Origin of the sequence: Prevotella sp. S7 MS 2, from assembly GCF_000762865.1 — a bacterium.
Taxonomy (GTDB): Bacteria; Bacteroidota; Bacteroidia; order Bacteroidales; family Bacteroidaceae; genus Prevotella.
Window position 1 is genome coordinate 29,988 of sequence record NZ_JRPT01000037.1, and the last position, 15,937, is coordinate 45,924.

Consider the following 15,937-nt stretch of genomic DNA (forward strand, 5'->3'; position numbering starts at 1 on the left):
TGTTTATTTTTATTTTATTTGCTAAAGAACTATATTTTAATCAAAAAGAATTAACTTTGTACTTCATGAAAAAGGCTGTTATCATGGGAGCTTCGTCGGGAATAGGGCGCGAAGTAGCCCTACTTCTTTGTCAAGCCGGTTGGCATATCGGCATTGCTGCACGACGTTTGGATGCTTTACACGATATTCAAGCGAAGTATCCTGCACAGGTTACTATCTCGCAGATAGATGTTACGACGATGGATGCGCCAATCTTGTTGACTCGCTTGGTCGAAGAGATGGGTGGGATAGGCCTTTATGTTCATGTATCGGGTGTAGGAAAGCAGAATCCTATGCTTGAACAGTCTATAGAGACAGCCACGGTCGATACCAATGTCAGCGGTTTTACACGTTTGATTGATACCATGTTCCATCTCATGGAGCATCAGAGATATGGCCATATAGCTATTGTTTCGTCTATTGCTGGTACTAAAGGACTAGGTCCGGCTCCCTCTTATAGCGCCACCAAAGCCTATCAAGCCACCTATATTCAAGCTTTGGAGCAGTTGGCTCATAGCCGTCGATTACCGATTACATTTACCGACATCCGTCCGGGATTCGTAGATACCCCCTTGCTATCGGGTGGTCGTTATCCCATGTTGATGGATAAGGAGCGAGTGGCACGTGCTATAGTTCGCAGCATATTGGCTCGTCGCCATATTGTAGTGATAGATTGGCGCTATGCTGTTCTCACTTTCTTCTGGCGATTGATACCCAATTTCATTTGGAGACGTATGAAATTGACTAGATAAAACATAGAACTAATTACTTTTATATGAGAAACTTATTACTACTTTTCGTCTGTTTGCTATCCTCGGTGACAGGGTGGGGCAAGACGGTAACTTTCCAATTAAAACTTGCAACAGGTCGTAACACCGTGTTGACGGCTTATCTCCCCGATGCCTCTGTAGCTACCGGGCGTGCCGTTGTAGACTGTCCGGGTGGCGGATATACGATACTTGCCACCGATCATGAGGGACACGACTGGGCTGATTACTTCAATCATCAAGGCATAGCCTACTTCGTTTTGGAATACAATATGCCACATGGCGACCGCAATGTGCCTCTAACCGATGTCCGACAGGCTCTCCGTACGGTGCGTGATAGTGCGTCTACGTGGCGTATCAATCCTGCCGATGTGGGCATTATGGGCTTTTCTGCCGGTGGTCACTTGGCTGCCATGGCTTCTTGTTTGTTGAGTTATGCCGACCGTCCCAACTTTTCTATTCTCTTTTATCCAGTTATTACGATGAAGCGTGGCACTCATGTCTCTTCCAGAGAACAGTTGCTTGGCTCGTTAAAAGACGATGCTGCCATGCAAGAACTGTATTCCATGGAGACTCGTGTACGCGTGCATAGCACGCCACCAGCCATTATTCTGCTAGCCAATGACGATGATGCGGTGAATCCGATCTATAATGGTATAGCCTATTATTCGGCCATGCGACGTGAGGGGAACGACTGTTCGCTCTATGTTTATCCCGGTGGTAGTCATGGATTCGGGTTTTGGTCGAGTTTTGGTTATCACGACCAAATGCTGAACGACCTCACTTCTTGGCTCCATCATCTTAAGTCTCCGCGTCCCGATGCAATTCGTGTGGCTTGTATCGGAAACTCTATTACGGAAGGAATGGCCTTGAGTATGGCCTCTCATACGAGTTATCCATCTGTGTTGCAACAGCTGTTGGGTAGCCAATATCATGTTGGTAATTTCGGTATATTAGCCCGAACGCTGCTTCGCAAAGGTAATCTGCCGTACGTAAATGAACCGTTATGGAGAGATGCAAGGGAATTCCAGCCGAATGTAGTGGTACTGAAGTTGGGTACTAATGATACCAAACCGGAGAATTGGCAGTATGGTCAAGACTTTGCCAGCGATTTGCAAGCTATGGTCGATACCCTTAAAGCCTTGCCCACTCACCCTACAATCTATCTGTGTACGCCCATTCCCATCTTCAAGCCCACGTGGAATATGAGCGATTCTGTGCTGGTCAACTCTATCATTCCAACTATTCGGAAGGTGGCAAAGAAGAATAAATGCAAGGTTATCGACTTGCATACGGGTTTTTCTCCCTACGGTCATTTGGTCATTCAAGATGGTGTTCACCCTAACGAGCGGGGAGCTAAAAAGTTGGCAGAACTCGTTGCGACAGAATTAAAGAAGCATTAGACTCCATACTTATAGGAGTTGTCTTTGATATTTTATTTCCTTTTAAAAAGACTACAGGCATGGTGTATCCAGCGTTCTATGCGATACACCATGCCTGTTTAGCTTTAGAAAAGCTTTTACCTTCTCATAATCAATGTCTTGTATGATGTTGTTTTTGTTTGCTCCTATATATATATTCCATCCAATTCTCGTCCGGAAGACTTTTCCAAAAATCAACATCGTTTACCCATAATCCTAGTTTTATAGTCACTAAAAATGCAGTATTCGTTGCTTCTATTTCTTTTACTGTCTTATCAAAGAATATTACGCCGGTCATATATTCTATTCCATCTGGTTGACTCCATGGGCCAACTGTAGAGGTTGACATATGTTTTATGGGGAATCCACCTTGTTTAAGAGTCTCATAAGCCATGGAAGCTGGTCGCCCAATAAGCATTTTCTTGTCTTTCACTAATCGTTTTAGGAAGTTCTCTTTCTCTAATTCTGTTTCCAATGGAGGAACATGCGTAGTCCCCGTAGTTTGCGCATTGCCAAGTATACATAGCAAGGTAAGCAAACATAATGTTATTAGTCTTTTCATATAATTGTTCTTTATGGCTGTTTATCTCAAAAATCTTAAATTTCAAAAGGGGCTATTTGGGGCTGCTGCATGAGCCGAACAGCAATGCTGTCAAGCCCATGCAGCAATGCTGAAAAGGCTTGGCAGCACGGTCAATGTTTTAAGAGGTAGATGCAACCATCGGTAGATGTGGTGACAAGATGGTGTTTATCGATGGGTACAACGGTGTTAACCAGCGAGTTACCCACTTTGTGTTGCCATTTGATACGGCCGGTCTTGCCATCAAGTGCAATCACCAACCCCTCTTTGGTGGTGCTGAATACCGTGCCATCGTATTCGGGTAGCATGGTTGTGGCATGCTCGTAGCCGAATTGGGCATTGGTAGCCCACAGTTGTCGGGGGATGTCTGATGTGGCACTATAGCAGACGATGCTGTCGTTCATAGTCTTGGCGTAGATGCGTAGACCATCGGCTGAGAGGCCAATACTTTCGCGAACCATTGATTGCTTGGTACTCCAAAGCGTTTTACCTGTGGTAAGATCGATAGCAGTCAGTACTCTACGAGGGTCTACGATGAATACGCGACCGTTGGAAGATACCGGCCATACAGCAGCAGGCGAGAAGTGCATGCGCTGTTCGCCATTAGTCCAGCGCCAACGTTCGGTTCCGTTTGTCGTGTTCAGACAATAAAGGGTATTGTCCCACGCACCGAAGATGACGGAACCATCTGTTACGAGTGGCAGAGTCTCAATATACCCTTTGACACCCTCGTACTGCCATTTCTGTTGACCCGAATAGAGGTCGATAGCTCGGAATATGCCGTCGCTGCCACCTACATATACCGTGTGGTGGGTGATGTTGATGGCTCCTAAGACCGGAGCATCGGTATGAACCGTCCATAAATTTTTACCACTCTTGGCATCAAATCCATAGATATTTTTATCGGCTGAACCACATACTACAATGCCATCCGTGGCAGCAGGTGTACCCACAATGCGTGCTTTCAGCGATTGTTGCCACAGTTGCCGGCCGTCTTTCAGTCGATAGGCCGTGAGATTTCCGGCGTCATCGCCCACGAAGAGGTGGTCGTTGAGTATGGCAGCCGATGAGAGGATGGCCGTACTGGTGGCTAGTCGCCATTGTGCCTTTACTTTGGAGTATTGCTTGTTGACACTATAGTCGGGGTATTGTTTGGCATGGCCTTGGTGGTCGAAGTAGTTGGTATGCAAGGATAAGGCAACCATCGGACGACGTGAACCGTCGGAGTTTTGTACGTAAGAGGTGATGGAATCGGGAGTAACTGTGAAGATGCTATAACCCGTGGTGCCTTGCTTGTCGCGCAAGTTGCTGCGAGTGAGTATTCCGGGAAGACCGTCGTAATCGAACATTTTGTTGCGATGGTAATGTCCGCCGATGAAAAGGCGAACGTTATAAGGGCGCAGAGCATCGGTCACTTCGTACCAATTGTCTACGTCTCCCGGCAATATGGGATAGTGGGTGACCAACATTACGGGCAGCCGAGGATTGCCTAGTCGCTGGCTCTGTGTCTCTATCTCGTGTTTGGCCCAAGCTATATCTTGGGGTGGAACATGGCCTAATGCCATGCGGATGAGTGGCCCGGAGTTGAACCCGAGGAAGAGAATGCCCCCATGGATGAATGAGAATCGTTCGCTACCGAAGATGTCGGTGAAGGCTGTACAGCCCGATTCGCTCCACTTGGTCTCGTGGTTGCCCATGATGGTGTAATACTTATAGCGTAGCAAATCCAGACAACTTTTAGCCTTTTGTAGTGAGATGCGGTCGCCATTATCGGTCAGGTCGCCGGTGACGAGTACAAAGTCGAGGCTGTCGGTAGCGTTGATGGCAGCTACAGAGCGTAACAGGTCTTCTGTAGGTTGTGGGCTGTTAGGATTCAGATGGAGATCGGTGATTTGGGCAAAGCGGAAATGTTTGATTTGCTGTGCCTGCATAGAAAGGACGAATCCTATGAGAAGCACTATCAAACAAAAAGTTTTTTTCATGTATGTGTTGTTACTGTTGTGTCGTATAAAAATAAAAACCGTGCCTGACCATCGGTTCAGTCGGGCACGGTTATGATAGTATTGAGTCTTACCAGTTAGGATTCTGTCCGGTGGAAGGGTTCAAAGTAAGCTGGCTGTTGGGGATAGGATAGAGGTAATACTTGTTGTTGAATGTACGCGTAGCAGAGGTTCCAATCATGTAGTGGTTCTCGTCTACCTTCACGGCATTGTCGGTCATGTTGGTGAGGTTGGCACCACGATTGATGTTAGGATACTTGTTGGAGTCGAGTTTGTCAAGCTGATGCCAACGTACCAAGTCCCAATAGCGGTACCAGTTGTCGGTCATCAATTCGCAACGACGGCAGCGACGAATCTCCCAAAGTAGGTCGCTGACACCCATATTATTGGCTGGGTCGGCAGCAACGGTTGTTGTCATGGCGGGGAGTCCGGCACGCTTCTGTAGCAAGTTGATGGTCTTGTCGAGGTCGGCATTGGTAATGGTACCTAATTCGGCCTTTGCTTCGGCATTATTGAGTAGCACTACGGCGTACCAATAGAGCGGAGCATCGGTATAACCGGTGTTGGTGTTGGTGCGGTAGTAGGTCTCTAATGTGAGGTTATCATACTTTCGGATGGTGTAACCTGTCGATGAAGTCATCTCTGCCGAACCCGAAGGTTTGCCCTCGTTGTTCAAGCGTGCCCATCCATGTCCTTTAAAACAGATGATGGAATCGAGCAAAACGCTGAGTCGACCGTCGCGTTCTGCGAGCAGTTTGCTGATAGAGAAGTTGCCATTCTTGTTGATAATGGCCTTGTCGTCTTTATTGCGAGAAGTGGTAGCCAATGGCTTTCCATCGGTAAAGAGGAATGCATCGAAGGCGTCTTTCGTGATACCGCTGATGGTGGTAGAGCTACAAGTGTAGTCGATGGTTCCGTGCATGACCATATCTTTCTCGTAGTTGCGGAAGAAAATGATTTCACTGCAGTTGTTCAAGTCAAGACTATTATAGATTTCACCATACTTGTCGGTCAACTTATAGGTACCCGAAGCGATGATGGCATCGGAAGCATCGGCACTCTCTTGCAGGTATTTCTTGGCACGGGCAGCATCGGGAGCCTTGCCATTATCGGTTTGTGTGCGGTATTTACAGAACGTGCCTTCGTAGAGACAGATATCACTCTTCATGGCTAGTGCCATGTTTTTGCTCCATGCAGTCTTATCCTTGGTGGTTCCAAGGTTGGCAATGGCGTAGTTCAGATCGTTGAGTACAGAGTCCATGACGACGTCTCTATCGGTGCGAGAACCATAGATGGTAGGGTCTTCCGGGTTCAGAATTACTTCGTTCTGCCACTGTACGTTACCGTATTCGCGTACCATTTGGTAGTATTGCCATGCTCTGTTGAGACGGCCTACAGCTTTATAGTAAGTACGATTGGCAAGGGTTGAGTTTTCCAAACCTTGCAACATGTAGTTGATACGGCGTATCTCTGTGAATCCGCCTGACCAATCACTGGCTGTAGAAGGGATGGTCTTGAAGGTCCAATCGGAGAAATTGGCATTCACTTGGTCGTCGGATAGGGTCTTGAAATAGAACCATCCGGCACCGCCACCAGAACTGTAGCCGGTGTAGTTGTCGTAGAACTTATTGCTATAGCTGGCTACGTCGTTGGCGTTATTCCAAAAGCTTGGGTCGTTGGTGAACGTGTCACGAGGTGACTTTTCCAAAAAGTCGTTGCAGCTAGTCAGCATACAACCGGCCAAAGCCATGATATATAGGATTGATTTTTTCATAATCGTAATATCTTAAAGTGTTTCTATTAGGTTTAGAATGTAACTTGCAGACCTACCGACCATGTGCGAGTGATAGGATAAGTACGTCCCCATGTGCCGTATGAGAGTGAACCTTGGCCTTCGTTCATTTCGGGGTCGACAGGCAGATTGCCGCTACCTTTGTAGAGCAGACAGAGGTTGTCTACGCTTCCATAGACGCGAAGTTTCTGGATGTAGAACTTCTTACTGAGAGAAGCAGGCATGGTATAGCCCAATGTGATGTTCTTCAAGCGGAGGTAAGCCATGTTAACTAAGTACTTGGTCTGAGGATAATAGTTGTGTTCACCACCGATGGGTGCAAGTCCGGAAACATTGCCTGAACCTTCGTTACCCGGATAGAGACATGGGAAATCGTTGCTCTCGCTGATATTGGTGTTCTTACCTGTAGGGTCGTAGACGTTGTACTTCGTTTGGTTAGCATAAATGGCAAGGTCGGCAGCACGCATCTCCGGGAATGCAAATGCAGACTTTGTCCACATGTCGCGCTTACCAACTCCTTGGAAGAAGAGGTCGAGGTCGAAGCCTTTATAGTTGCCACCGAGGTGAAAGCTATATTCGTAGCGAGGTAGAGTGTTACCGATTACTTTCAAATCTCCGTGATCATCGGCTGTACCTTTACCACCGTCGATGACGCCATCACCATTCAAATCTTTGAATTTAATATCACCGGGACCATATACGAAGTTATCGGTCTGGATACCAACTTGGCTAGCTACGCCACTCTTATACTTCCAACTACCATCGGCATTTTTGCCGTCGAAGTCGTTTTCGGTAAAGTAACGTTCGGTTTCAAAGCCCCAAATATCGCCCCAATTTTCACCTGCGTAAGCGTAGGTTTTAGCATTGTTGTCGCCTACGATGCCACCGGTGTAGCCAATAACCTTAGAGTTGTTGTTCCACTTCTGCACCTTTACCTTAGAATCACTGATGCTGAAGTTGGCATATACGCCTAAGTCTTTATTGAGTTGCTTGCGATAACTGAGCGAGAGTTCCCAACCGCGTGAGCGTAATTCGCCTGCATTGGTGTAAGGAGCAGCAGCACCTACACTGGCCGGAAGGGCTGTACCGGGAGCTAGCATGTTGGTGGTAGAACGCTGGAACCAATCGGCTGTTAAGTTCAAATCGCCATTGAGGAAGCTTAAGTCGATTCCGGCATCGAGTGTATGGATGCGCTCCCACGTCAAGGTAGAGGATACCCAAGAGGGGATAGCAAACTGGGTGACTTTGGTACCAGCGCTGTTCAACCATGTAATTTTAGACTCTGAGTAAGGACTCATCGTAGAGATGAACATCCAGTCTCCTACAGCCTCGTTACCTATCTCACCGTAAGAGAAACGCAACTTACCACTTGAGATGTATTTATGAAGGTCTTGCCAGTAGGGCTCTTCGGTAAATCTATAACCGGCAGAAATGGATGGGAAGAAAGCCCACTTGTCTCCGTTGGGGAAACGGGAAGAACCATCGTAACGTCCGTTCAGTTCGAGTAGATAGATACCCTTGTAGTCGTAGTTGATACGACCGAAGTAACCGGCAGAGGCACGATCGCCTGTCGAAGAGTCTAGGGTGGCTTTCTTTAAATCGCCATAAGCCAAATTGATTTCGGGATAGTTCTCATCATAGAGCTGTGTGCGATTTACATAGAAGTAGTCTGATTTATAGTTTTCGCCATTGATACCGACCATGACGTTCAGATTATGGGCGTCGTTCCAAGAGTGGGTGTAGTTCAAGTAAGCGTTGGCAGCCCAACGTGTCTTCTTGGTATTCCAACGGGTAGCGCTTGAAGCTGTTGGCTGAACGATGTATGTGGGACTTGTTCCCGACCAGTTCATGCCATATACGCTATGGTCGCTCGACTTGAAGTTGAAGTTTTCTACATTATATGTGTAGTCAGCATTCAGTGTTAAGTCTTTCGTAATGTTGGCTTTGATATACGCATTGAGGCTCATTTGGTCGTGGAAAATATACTGTCGAGCAGCCTGTTTCTGCAGAGCTACGACACGATAATCGTTGATAGTGCCATCTTCAGACTGCATATAGCCCGACGGAATGAAGAAAGAGCCCCAACGCCATAGGTACTGATAGATGTTATTGTAGGTATCGGCGCGCCCCATCTTGCGGTGAGTATAGTTCACTCTGACGCCTGCGCTCAGCCAGTCGGTGATATCTGTGTTGATATTAACAGTGGCATTATACTTATCTCTGATACCCGGATTGAACTTCATGATATCTTGTTTACTGCTGTAGCCGTATGATGCGTAGAAGTTGGTACGACCGCTGGAACCACTCAAAGAGATGTTGTGACTCTGTGATGGTGCGGCGTTGTTGTACCATATTTTTTGAATATCGTAGTCGGCATAGTACATCGGTTGCCCGTTGACAAAGGCATAATCGCCTACGTTACTGTCGCTCTGCCATGGCTCCATAGCACTGTATCCCTTACGACCACTGTGTTGTGCTTTCCATTTTTCGGCATAAGGGAGTAGCTTGTCGAAGTACATACCGAACAATTCTACAGATCCTGAGCCTGCTCTTGCCTTGGCTGCGATGGCTGCATTCAACTGGGTAGGAACATCGGGATAATCGGGAAGGTAGGTAGAACTGTCCCAACCGAACTTTCCATCGTACTTCACAGAAACCTTATCGCCTCGTTTTCCCTGCTTGGTTGTAATAAGGATGACACCGAAAGCAGCGCGGCTACCATAGATAGCAGAGGATGCGGCGTCTTTTAAAACAGAGATAGAAGCGATGTCATTGCCATTGATCATGGAGAGGTCGTCGACCGGAACACCGTCTACAACAATCAGAGGTGAGGACTTCTGACCATTAGAAAGCGTACCCAAACCACGAATTGTGATAGATGGAGTGCCGTCCAAATCGCCACTAGAGTTTAGGATGGTCAAGCCGGGAACGGACCCTTGAAGTGCTTTTGTTACGTCTTGTTCGGGGCGACTGCCCAATGTTTTGTCAAGATCGACATTGGCAACGGCACCCGTCAGGTTTACTTTCTTCTGCTGACCGTAGCCTACTACTACGACTTCATCGAGCAAAGCGTTGTCTTCGGTAAGCTTGATCTTCATCCCGTTGGAAGCTTTTACTGTAACGGTCTTGTAGCCTAGGAACGAGATTGTGAGCTTGGCATTGGTACCGGCTTTGAATGAGAAGTTACCATTCAAGTCGGTAACGGTTCCTCGTGTCGTTCCCTGTTCGGCAACACTGGCGCCAATGATAGGCTCGCCTTGGCTGTCGACTACTGTACCTTTGACGATTTCTGTCGTCTCACTTTTGCTTACAAACTGAGGAGGATTGGCTGCATACGTAGATGCCAAGTTCCCCATAGTGCCACCATAGAGGAGGAGTGCACTAATAAGTGTGATTTGTTTTTTCATAAGCGATGTATTAAAGTTATAATAAAATTGTTCTTGTTTTCATGTTTATCGTATTCGTGGAGTAGGGAGATATGCCCTTTTGAGATAGTCAAACTTATTAGAGGTCTTGACGTTCCAGATTCCACGACCACTTGTCGAAATATAGATTGCCACCACGCCATTCCACTTCGCCACGTTGAAAGTCTACGGTTTCACTTCGCGGATAAGTCTTGGTAGGGTATAATGACATGCCAAAATCTTGGTTGACTACCATGCGCCATGAGTCGAGACCACCTAAGAAGAACCATTTCTCGCGTTCGTTTTGGGCATAAGAGGGTATGCCGAACGATATATCTACAGGCACCCAGCCGATTCCTTCGAAATAGATTTCACACCAATCGTGTAGATTTTCATTGTCGGGATGTAGCATGAAGCCACTTTGGAAGTGCGAGGGAATACCGCAAATACGGCATAGGGTGGCGAACAATAATGTGACTTGTCCGCAGTCGCCATGCTTGTTGAGAACCACATATTCAGGGATATTCTCAATCGTAGAGTATTCTCTAGCCGATGCCCACGGATAGTTGGTATCTATATAAGCGAATATTCGACGGGCTTTCAACAGCGGATTGCTTTCTCCACGCGTCAGACTATCGGCCAAATGACGTAACATCGGGGTGAAAATCATGTGCTTGTCACGCTCCGAGGTGTATTGTTTATAAAGCTTACTATGGGTATTGTATGGCTTGATTTGGTCAGGGCTTAGGCCTGCCCAATAGCCATAAGTGGTGTATTCGAAAGTTTCTGAGAAGATTGTAGGTTCATCGGCTTTGGCTCGTTTCTCCATGTAGAGAGTAGAGTGAGCATGATTCTGTGGTGAACGTTGATATAGTATCTCACTTGTACTCAACAGTTTTACGTTGGTTTGTCGGGCTATATCGGTTCTCGGAAATGGCAACCAACATCTGATAAGTTCTCCTGCGGGTACGGCATTTGGCTTTACGCTCAAGGTATAAGTTACCTTGATGCGCTTTGGTTCTGCCAAATGAGAGACTTTGTCAGCATTTTGAATGATAAATGGTACATTGTCTTTGTCCTTCTCTTCATAGCCTTCTTGCGACAAGCCTTCCTTTTCTGTTTTGATACGGATGCAATCTTTATCAATTCTGAAAAGGTTGGGAGCGGCGTTATGGAAATACCGTTTCTTGCCATCTATGACCATACTCTCCAGTGCATGAGATGCTTCCCATATATCCATCTGCTTGTCTGTCACATCAGGAATAAATCGTTGGATGTAGGCTTTGACCTCGTCTCGACTTTTATTGAAATCGACTAACAGGCGATGATGCAAATCTTCTTCCCATGAGTAAGCGCTTGCTGTCAACGAACAAACGGCAAGAAAGGATAGTAAGATAAGACGTGGAGCACGCATGATATTTCTTTTTAGGTTATATTTTCACAATGCCAATACCGGGACGGTCGGGTAGTGTAATCTTTCCTTTTACGACTTCCATTCCTTTGAAACGGTCGTTAGAGATGAGAAGGTTTCCGTCTAGGTCGGCAAAGTCGACTGCGGGTGCCAATTGGGCGGCCGCACTGACTGCACAAGAAGTCTCTGTCATACAGCCCACCATTACTTTCATGCCAATGGAACGAGCATAGTTCAGCATTTTCCAAGCCTCGCGCATACCGGTGCATTTCATGAGTTTGATATTGATACCGGAGTAGGCTCCTCGCACATTCTCAATATCTTTCAGTCGCTGGATGGCTTCGTCGGCAAAAATAGGCAGCGGACTTTGATCTGTAACCCATGCAATGTCGTTTTTCATCTCTTTGGGCATGGGTTGCTCTACCATCACGATGCCTTGCTCTTTGAGCCAAAGAATCATGTCGAGAGCCATTTGGCGGTCTTTCCATCCTTGGTTTACATCGACGGCAATAGGTAGATTGGTGACGCTTCTAATGGTCTGAATGAGTTCTTTATCGTTGTCTCTGCCAAGTTTCACCTTTAATATATTGAACTTATCAGCACATTCTTTGGTTTTTTGTCTGACCACTTCGGGAGTGTCTATACCGATAGTAAAGGTGGTTGAAGGAGCTTTCTGCTTGTTCAGTCCCCATATCTTATACCATGGTGCACCAAGAAGTTTGCCCACTAAGTCGTGCAAGGCGATGTCTACTGCGGCTTTGGCTGCCGTATCACCCGGTGACAAACTGTCTACATAGGTAAGTATATCTTCAAGTTGGAAAGGATCGTTGAAGCGGCTCAAATCCACCTTTTGTAGGAATGTCGTCACACTGTGTACGGTCTGTCCTAAGTATTGGGGCATAGAAGCCTCACCATATCCCGTCACTCCCTCATATTCAATTTCCACTTGAACATCGGGAGTCATGGTGCGAGAGTAGGTAGCTACGGTGAATACATGGCGTAGCTTGAGATCGTAAGGGAAGAATCTCATTTTTAGTTTCCCTGATTTTCCTGCGCGATTGATATTGATGGCAGGAATCGTTACATGCTTGATGGCATCTATCTTGCCTGTAGAGATGGCTGCACCTAGTGTAGCCAATGTGGCCTTTTTAATAAAATCTCGTCTGCTACTCATCGTAATCAATATTTATTGATAATAAGTATTGTGATTGGTGGTCATCATTCCTTCTTCCTTATTAATATAAGGTAAGATGCGTTCCGCCCATAATAGTCGGTTCAAGTCGTATTCATCGTATTCTTCATCATCGGGATTGAAACTGCTGATATGAACAAATCCTAATGAATGGATGAATTTCTTATTACCTATATATATACCCACATGAGAGACGCGAGGCTTGTTGGTCTCTGCATTTCTGGAACCGAAGAAAACCAAGTCGCCCGGTTTTAAATTGCCAAAATCAGAGGTAATGTCAATATGTTCTCCTTTGTAAGCCTGTTGGGAGGCATCACGTGGAATAATAATGTCGTGCATAAAGAGAGTGGTACGTACAAAACCGCTACAGTCAACGCCCTTGGTACTCGTTCCACCCCACATATATGGTAACCCCATCAGGCTTTTCCCCGTAGCAATGATACTTTGTGCATCGTACTTCAAATGCTTGCGCCAATGACTCAATAGATCTCCGTCGGTCTTCTTCAAATATCCCTTTCGACCATCGGGATAAGCTATGTGGAAGAAATATTTGGTGCTGTTTAATAGTTTGAATCGATTTCCGGCTACTACATCGCTCATGGTTTGAGAACTTAATTTTGGTTCAGAATAGACCATACTGTAGATACTTGTTACAACTACTTGTTCTGAAGCATTCCATTCTGCATGCTGTTCAGCGCTGACATGTGTAACCGTTCGTGTTAATGTCCAGCCAATATAATCTTCCGGAGTCTGTATCTTGGTCCATTCGTGGCTTTCACCTAGTATTTTGACAGGCATTCCTAAGAGCGCTTGGGAAACTTGCCCGGAATCGTAATCATCAGCTTGTCGCATGTTACAAACAGAAACGGTGACGATTCCCCAACTCTCCATAGTTTGCTTAATAGTAGCATTGGAAATTTTTGAAGAATTTTTTGGCTTGCCTGTAAAAGGACGTGCCAACTTCTCAAAGGCATGAGCCTTTTCCAAAATCAATGTGGAACCGACTGTAGCAAGAACTGCTTTTTTTAGAAAATCTCTTCTTGTGTACATGGTCATAAGCTTATGATTAATTGGCTACTAAAATACGATAAAATAAAAATAAATGCAAGAGAAAACTTTAAATATATGTAAATTTAAATATTAGAAATATATTTTTGCATTTAAAGAAGGCGGTATAATGCTTATTTATATTTGTTTTGGGGATGTAAGATAATCTTTATTATAAGATTCCAGTTATCCAGTTTGGTATAGTATTGGTTGCTATAGCACAGTGTTGAAGAACTATTATTGTTTAGGGAGTCTGGAAATTATTTCCATGATAAGTAATCAGCCCTTCCAAAGAAGATTCCACAATAGCTGCGGGAGTGATGCTGAATTCGTCACATACTTCTAATAATAGGTCGGAATAGGTGTGAGCTACGTTACCAATAAAACTGATGGAGTAGTCTTTATAAGGTAATTGTGCGATGTTGCGTTTGAAGAAGCTACGGAAATTATTGACAATCAAGTCGTGTACATATGGATTTCCGGTATGTGGTGTGAGAAAAAAGGCCGTCTTGGCCAAATAATAATTGGGCCTAGGTTCGTTGTATACGGCATTCATCACTTCATCGGCATTTGTATAATTCTGCTTGTAAAAGGTGTGGGCCAGTTCTTCGGGTGCTAAATTTTTCAGTACATCAGATAGAAAACTCTTACCAATGGCCGAACCACTACCTTCGTCTCCTAAAATGAATCCACAGGTTTTGACGCTTGATACAATTTGCTTGCCGTCGTAAAGGCATGAGTTCGACCCCGTGTCTAGGATGCAGGCAATGCCGGGCTTGTCTTGGCAGAGTCCTCTAGCTGCTGCCACAAGATTGCTTTCTACGGTCACCGGCGTGCGAAACTGAGAGATAAGAGAGGCCTTCACGGTGTTTTTACGAGTTTCAGTATCGCATCCTGCTCCGTAAAAATAGATATGTTGAATCTTTTTGTGAAAAAACTCTTCGGGGAGTCCTAGCCTGATGCTTCTGCTAATCTCTCTTCGGTTCTGAAAATAAGGGTTTAAACCATCAGAGCGTTGTTGCTCTATAATCTTACCATTTTCAATTAGTACCCAACTCGTATGTGAAGAACCACTTTCTGCAATTAGTTTCATCATGGTCGTCGTATTATCTCAAAGTTAAACGATCTATTAAAGTTTACTAGAGCAAAATTATAAAAAAAAATAGAAATAAGGCAATTTTTGAGATTTATTTATAATCGTTATTAATCCTATGATTAATAGGTGTTATCTCTCGAAAATATTGTTATTTTATTAAATAATGTTAAGCTTAGAATCGCGTATCTATATTTTTATTATGTTTGTAATAAAATATTTTAGAATAAAACTAAGAGTATCTTTTTTAAAAATAAAATACAGATTAAGTGAATACTAAACTAGTTTTAATTACAGGTGCTACCAGTGGAATCGGTGAGGCATGTGCTCGCAAGTTCGCACAAGGTGGTTACCGATTGATATTGACAGGGCGTAATGAGCAAAGGTTAGAGAGGTTAAAGGCTTTGTTAGAAGAAGATGGTGCAGAAGTCAGACTGTTGAAGTTTGATGTGCGCGACCGTCAGGCGGCAAAGACAGCAGTAGAGTCGTTGGATGGAGATTGGAAAACTGTCGATGTTCTTATCAATAATGCTGGTTTGGCTTTGGGTTTGACCAAAGAATATGAGGGCGATGAAGACGATTGGGAGACAATGATAGATACCAATATCAAGGGTTTGCTCACCATGACACGTCTGATTGTACCCGGAATGGTAGAGCGAAATCGTGGACATGTCATCAATATTGGTAGTGTAGCAGGTGATGTGGCATACGCCGGAGGCAATGTATATTGCGCAACTAAAGCTGCTGTCAAGACTTTGACCGATGGTTTACGGGTAGATTTGGTAGATACTTGCGTGCGAGTAACCAATATCAAGCCGGGATTAGTAGAGACTAATTTCAGCGTTGTACGTTTCCATGGGAATCAGCAACAAGCAAAGCATGTATACGAGGGGATTCATCCTTTGAACGGAGATGATATCGCCGACGTGGTATTCTATGCTGCATCAGCCCCAGAACATGTACAGATTGCCGAAGTGTTGGTATTGGCTACACATCAAGCAAACGGTTACACAATCAGTCGTGATGTGAACCGTGAAGAACATTTGTCCTAAAGAGGACTGCAACTTAATGAAAGTACAGGATGACTTTGTGTTTTGTAAAAAATAGCTTTTAAGCTACAATAGGTCCTAGATTAGGTAAAGGAGGAATTCAGGACTAACAAGAACAGGTCCTCCAACCTGTCTTTCTGTG

The 15,937-nt window shown here is 45.1% G+C and carries 11 protein-coding genes; 3 read left to right on the forward strand and 8 right to left on the reverse strand.

Annotation, left to right across the window (positions count from 1 at the left end):
- Positions 1-65 precede the first annotated feature (65 nt).
- Both HMPREF0671_RS07515 and axeA1 read left to right on the forward strand, forming a co-directional pair.
- Complete coding sequence (locus HMPREF0671_RS07515; RefSeq protein ID WP_036898947.1) at positions 66-791, forward strand: SDR family oxidoreductase; 726 nt, start codon at positions 66-68, stop codon at positions 789-791.
- A 23-nt stretch (positions 792-814) separates the two neighbouring features.
- Positions 815-2,209 carry an acetylxylan esterase AxeA1 gene (axeA1, locus tag HMPREF0671_RS07520; RefSeq protein WP_036898950.1) on the forward strand — a complete coding sequence of 465 codons (1,395 nt, stop codon included), beginning with the start codon at positions 815-817 and terminating at the stop codon, positions 2,207-2,209.
- 130 nt (positions 2,210-2,339) lie between these two features.
- Here the strand turns inward: axeA1 and HMPREF0671_RS07525 are convergent, their stop codons facing one another.
- The 8 genes from HMPREF0671_RS07525 to HMPREF0671_RS07560 form a co-directional block, all read right to left on the reverse strand.
- Positions 2,340-2,789: a hypothetical protein gene (locus tag HMPREF0671_RS07525; RefSeq protein WP_036898954.1), complete on the reverse strand. Its 450-nt coding sequence runs from the start codon at positions 2,787-2,789 to the stop codon at positions 2,340-2,342.
- A gap of 131 nt (positions 2,790-2,920) precedes the next feature.
- On the reverse strand, positions 2,921-4,789 hold the full coding sequence (locus tag HMPREF0671_RS07530; RefSeq protein WP_036898957.1) for a PQQ-binding-like beta-propeller repeat protein: 1,869 nt from the start codon (positions 4,787-4,789) through the stop codon (positions 2,921-2,923).
- A gap of 88 nt (positions 4,790-4,877) precedes the next feature.
- Positions 4,878-6,581, reverse strand: a complete 1,704-nt coding sequence (locus HMPREF0671_RS07535) for a RagB/SusD family nutrient uptake outer membrane protein (protein ID WP_036898960.1) — start codon at positions 6,579-6,581, stop codon at positions 4,878-4,880.
- Between the two features lie 32 nt (positions 6,582-6,613).
- Positions 6,614-10,006 (reverse strand): TonB-dependent receptor, encoded by a 3,393-nt coding sequence (locus tag HMPREF0671_RS07540; RefSeq protein ID WP_036898963.1) that lies wholly within the window; start codon positions 10,004-10,006, stop codon positions 6,614-6,616.
- A gap of 97 nt (positions 10,007-10,103) precedes the next feature.
- On the reverse strand, positions 10,104-11,417 hold the full coding sequence (locus HMPREF0671_RS07545; protein ID WP_036898966.1) for a transglutaminase-like domain-containing protein: 1,314 nt from the start codon (positions 11,415-11,417) through the stop codon (positions 10,104-10,106).
- Between the two features lie 16 nt (positions 11,418-11,433).
- Positions 11,434-12,588 carry a dipeptide epimerase gene (locus HMPREF0671_RS07550; protein WP_036898969.1) on the reverse strand — a complete coding sequence of 385 codons (1,155 nt, stop codon included), beginning with the start codon at positions 12,586-12,588 and terminating at the stop codon, positions 11,434-11,436.
- A 12-nt stretch (positions 12,589-12,600) separates the two neighbouring features.
- Entirely contained in the window at positions 12,601-13,656 is a 1,056-nt protein-coding gene (locus HMPREF0671_RS07555; protein ID WP_231725632.1) for a C40 family peptidase, read from the reverse strand.
- A gap of 241 nt (positions 13,657-13,897) precedes the next feature.
- Complete coding sequence (locus tag HMPREF0671_RS07560; protein WP_036898982.1) at positions 13,898-14,746, reverse strand: hypothetical protein; 849 nt, start codon at positions 14,744-14,746, stop codon at positions 13,898-13,900.
- 269 nt (positions 14,747-15,015) lie between these two features.
- Here HMPREF0671_RS07560 and HMPREF0671_RS07565 point away from each other — a divergent pair, with 269 nt between their 5' ends.
- Positions 15,016-15,798 carry an SDR family NAD(P)-dependent oxidoreductase gene (locus HMPREF0671_RS07565; RefSeq protein WP_036898973.1) on the forward strand — a complete coding sequence of 261 codons (783 nt, stop codon included), beginning with the start codon at positions 15,016-15,018 and terminating at the stop codon, positions 15,796-15,798.
- The last annotated feature ends 139 nt before the right edge of the window (positions 15,799-15,937 follow it).

Bases quoted from the DNA above. Each gene is read 5' to 3' on its own strand.
- HMPREF0671_RS07515 (WP_036898947.1), top strand. From the start codon at position 66: ATGAAAAAGGCTGTTATCATGGGAGCTTCGTCGGGAATAGGGCGCGAA.
- axeA1 (WP_036898950.1), top strand. From the start codon at position 815: ATGAGAAACTTATTACTACTTTTCGTCTGTTTGCTATCCTCGGTGACA.
- HMPREF0671_RS07525 (WP_036898954.1), bottom strand. From the start codon at position 2,789: ATGAAAAGACTAATAACATTATGTTTGCTTACCTTGCTATGTATACTT.
- HMPREF0671_RS07530 (WP_036898957.1), bottom strand. From the start codon at position 4,789: ATGAAAAAAACTTTTTGTTTGATAGTGCTTCTCATAGGATTCGTCCTT.
- HMPREF0671_RS07535 (WP_036898960.1), bottom strand. From the start codon at position 6,581: ATGAAAAAATCAATCCTATATATCATGGCTTTGGCCGGTTGTATGCTG.
- HMPREF0671_RS07540 (WP_036898963.1), bottom strand. From the start codon at position 10,006: ATGAAAAAACAAATCACACTTATTAGTGCACTCCTCCTCTATGGTGGC.
- HMPREF0671_RS07545 (WP_036898966.1), bottom strand. From the start codon at position 11,417: ATGCGTGCTCCACGTCTTATCTTACTATCCTTTCTTGCCGTTTGTTCG.
- HMPREF0671_RS07550 (WP_036898969.1), bottom strand. From the start codon at position 12,588: ATGAGTAGCAGACGAGATTTTATTAAAAAGGCCACATTGGCTACACTA.
- HMPREF0671_RS07555 (WP_231725632.1), bottom strand. From the start codon at position 13,656: ATGTACACAAGAAGAGATTTTCTAAAAAAAGCAGTTCTTGCTACAGTC.
- HMPREF0671_RS07560 (WP_036898982.1), bottom strand. From the start codon at position 14,746: ATGAAACTAATTGCAGAAAGTGGTTCTTCACATACGAGTTGGGTACTA.